2 protein-coding genes are annotated in these 3,630 nt (G+C 72.9%); both read left to right on the top strand.

Annotated elements, in window-relative coordinates; translation table 11 throughout:
• Nucleotides 1-941, top strand: a 941-nt coding sequence (locus VFE05_11830; protein ID HET6230751.1) for a phosphopantetheine-binding protein, incomplete at its 5' end; no start/stop codon positions are given.
• A 135-nt stretch (nucleotides 942-1,076) separates the two neighbouring features.
• Nucleotides 1,077-3,630, top strand: a 2,554-nt coding sequence (locus VFE05_11825) for an amino acid adenylation domain-containing protein (GenBank protein HET6230750.1), incomplete at its 3' end; no start/stop codon positions are given.

The raw sequence follows: 3,630 nt of genomic DNA, 5'->3' as shown, positions 1-3,630 counted from the left end.
CCCGGCCGCTGGCGGACGACGCGCGCGGGGTCTCCATCGGCCGGCCGCTGCCCAACCTGGACTGCCACGTGGTGGACGAGTCGATGGCGCTCGTCCCGCTGGGCGTGCCGGGCGAGCTGTGCATCGGCGGGATCGCGGTGGGCGACGGCTACCTGGGCCAGCCCGCGCGGACCGCGGCCTCGTTCGTCCCCGATCCGTTCGGCGCGCCGGGGAGCGTGCTCTACCGCACCGGAGACCGCGTGCGCTGGACGGCGGACGGCACGCTGGAGTTCCTGGGCCGCACCGACCGCCAGGTGAAGGTGCGCGGCTTCCGCATCGAGCCGGGCGAGGTGGAGGCCGCGCTGCGGGCCCACCCCGCCGTGCGCGACTGCGCCGTCGTGGTTCGCGCGGAGGGCACGGAACGCACGCTCGCCGCCTACCTCGTGGCCGACGCGGACGCGCTGCCGGACGCCGCCGCGCTCCGCGACCACCTGCGCGAGCGGGTGCCCGAGCACATGGTGCCCGGCCTGTTCGTGCGGCTGGACGCGCTGCCGCTCACGCCCGCGGGCAAGGTGGACCGCCGCGCCCTGGCCGACGACCGCCGCGAGGGCATCGCCCCCGCCGCCGCCCACGTCGCGCCTCGCACATCTACCGAAGAAGCCCTCGCCGCCATCTGGGGCGAAGTGCTCGGCCGCAAGACGGTGAGCGTGGATGCGGATTTCTTCGATCTGGGCGGGCACTCGCTGCTCGCCGCAATGGTCGCCGCCCGCATCCGCGCGGGCATGGGCGTCACGCTCCCGCTGCGGCGCGTGTTCGAGCACACCACGGTCGCCCGCCTGGCCGCGCACGTCGACGAAGTACGCGGCCAGGCGCCGAAGCCTTCCGGACCCACCCTCGGCCGCGTCGCGCGCACCCAGCGCCGCGTGGGCACCGTGGACGACGGAATCCTCAAGAGCTTGTGATCCATTGACATAGAACGGACGCGGGAAGATGGATGACATCTCATCCATCCCCACCGCTTTGCATCTCCCGACCATCTCTCGAACCCGAATCACCCGCCCGATCACGACGCGGCGCGGCAACCCAGAGGATTTTCCATGCAGCAGCAGGATGCGCAGGCGCAGGACGGCACGGCGGCGGGCGCGGCGGGGCAGGAAGTCTACACCTTTCCGCTCAGCCACGCGCAGCAGGGGCTTTGGCTGCTCTCGCAGCTACAGCTCCAGAACCCGGCGTACCACATCCCCAACGGCTACGAGCTTCGCGGCCCGCTGCGCGTGGACGTGCTGGAGCGCGCGCTGACCGAGATCGTGAGCCGCCACGAGGTCCTGCGCACCACGTTCGCCGTGCTGGACGGCGAGCCTGCGCAGGTCGTCGCCCCCGCAGATCCCCGCACGGTCGAGGTGATCGACCTCAGCGGGATCGCTGCCGAAGACCGTGACGCCGAGGCCGCACGCGTGGCGACGGAAGAGGCGACGCGGCCGTTTGATCTTGCCAAAGGGCCGCTGCTGCGCCTGGTCCTCGTCCGCCTGGAAGAGGAGCGCCACCTGCTGCTCGCAACCGCACACCACCTGGTGTTCGACGGGTGGAGCGAGGGCGTGTTCCTGCGCGAGCTGACGGTGCTCTACGGCGCCTTCGCGGTCGGCGGCGAGTCGCCGCTGGAGGAGCTGGCGGTGCAGTACGGCGACTACGCGCACTGGGAACGCGAGTGGCTGGAGAGCGACGAAGCCGCGCCGCGCCTGGACTACTGGCGCGCCCAGCTCGCCGACGCGCCGGACACGCTGGAGCTGCCCACGGACCGCCCGCGCCCCGAGGAGCCCGGCTACGCGGGCGGCTACCGCAGCTTCGAGGTGCCGGCGGACGTCGCCGCGCGGCTGACCGACGCGGGCCGCGCGGAGGGCGCCACGCCTTTCGCCACGCTGCTGGCCGCGTGGGGCGTGCTGCTGCACCGCCTCTCCGGGCAGGAGCGCGTGCTGGTGGGCTCACCCGTCGCCAACCGGGCGCAGGTGGAGCTGGAGGAGATGGCGGGTTTCTTCGTGGACTCGCTCGTCCTGGGCGTGGACGCCGGCGGCGACCCCACGTTCCGGGAGATGGTGGGCCGGGTGCGCGACACCACGTTCGCGGCGCACGAGCACGCGCTGCCGTTCGCGCACATCGTCGGCAAGCTGAAGCCGCGGCGGGATGCGGGGCGCAACCCGTACTTCCAGGTGCTCTTCAACTTCGACACGGCCTCGCCGCAGTCGTCGTCCGCGGCCGATGCGGGCCTGAGCATCGCGCCGTACTCCGTCGCCACCGGCACCGCGCAGTTCGACCTCGTCCTCTCGCTGCAGGACACGGGAGATGGGCTGCGGGGCACGCTCTCGTACGCCACCGACCTCTTCGACGCATCGACCGCCGACCGCATCGTCCGCCGCCTGGAGATCGTCCTTCGCCGCGCGGCTGAGGATCCGTCGCGCCGCATCGCCGACCTGCTGCTGGACGACGAGGAGCGCCGCCAGGTCGTGCACGGCTGGAACGATACAGCGCGCGACTACGACCGCGCGGACCGCTGCGTCCACGAGCTGATCGCCGCCCAGGCCGCGCGCACTCCGCACACCATCGCGCTGGAGAGCGAGGCCGGCACCATGACGTACGGCGAGCTGGAAGCCGCGGCGGACGCGATGGCCGCCCGTCTCCGCAGTGCGGGCGTGGGCGCCGAGTCCGTCGTCGCCATCCACCTGGACCGCTCGGCCGAGATGGTGGTCGCGGCGCTCGCGGCGATGAAGGCGGGCGGCGCGTATCTGCCCGTCGATCCGTCGTACCCAGCCGCGCGCCGCCTCTTCATGCTGGAAGATGCGGGCGCCCGCGTGCTCGTCACCTCCGCCGCGCTCCGCTCCGCGCTGCCCGTCCCCTGCGGCGTCACGCTCCTCCTCGCCGACGACGATTCGGCGGATGCGCAGCCGTGCCCCGCATCTCCCGAATCCGCATCGTCCGAATCCGTATCTACCGACGCGTCCAGCGTTTCGGCGGATGCGGACGGGCTGGCGTACGTGATCTACACGTCGGGCTCCACGGGCAAGCCGAAGGGTGCGATGAACGCGCACCGCGGCGTGGTGAACCGGCTGCTTTGGATGCAGGACGCGTACAGCCTGGGCGCCGGCGACGCCGTGCTCCAGAAGACGCCGTTCAGCTTCGACGTGTCGGTGTGGGAGCTCTTCTGGCCGCTCATCTCCGGCGCTCGGCTCGTCCTCGCCCGGCCGGAGGGGCACAAGGACCCGACGTACCTGCGCGACGTGATCGCGCAGTCCGGCATCACCACGCTGCACTTCGTGCCGTCCATGCTGCGGCCGTTCCTGGAGAACGACGGGCTGGAGGCGTGCGCGGCCCTGAAGCGCGTGGTGTGCAGCGGCGAGGCGCTCCCGGCCGACCTGCGCGACCGCTTCGCCGCGCGCCTGCCCGGCGTGGCGCTGCACAACCTGTACGGCCCCACCGAGTGCGCGGTGGACGTGACGCACTGGACCTGCGGGGCGGATGGGGGCGCGACCGTGCCCATCGGCCGCCCCGTCGCGAACACGGGCATCCACGTCGTGGGCGCGGACGGACAGCCGGTGCCCGCCGGCTTCCCGGGCGAGCTGTGCATCGCCGGCGTTCAGGTGGGCCGCGGCTACCTCGCGC

It is taken from the genome of Longimicrobiaceae bacterium (assembly GCA_035696245.1).
Lineage (GTDB): Bacteria > Gemmatimonadota > Gemmatimonadetes > Longimicrobiales > Longimicrobiaceae > DASRQW01.
This window is presented reverse-complemented; position numbering and strand designations above follow the sequence as displayed.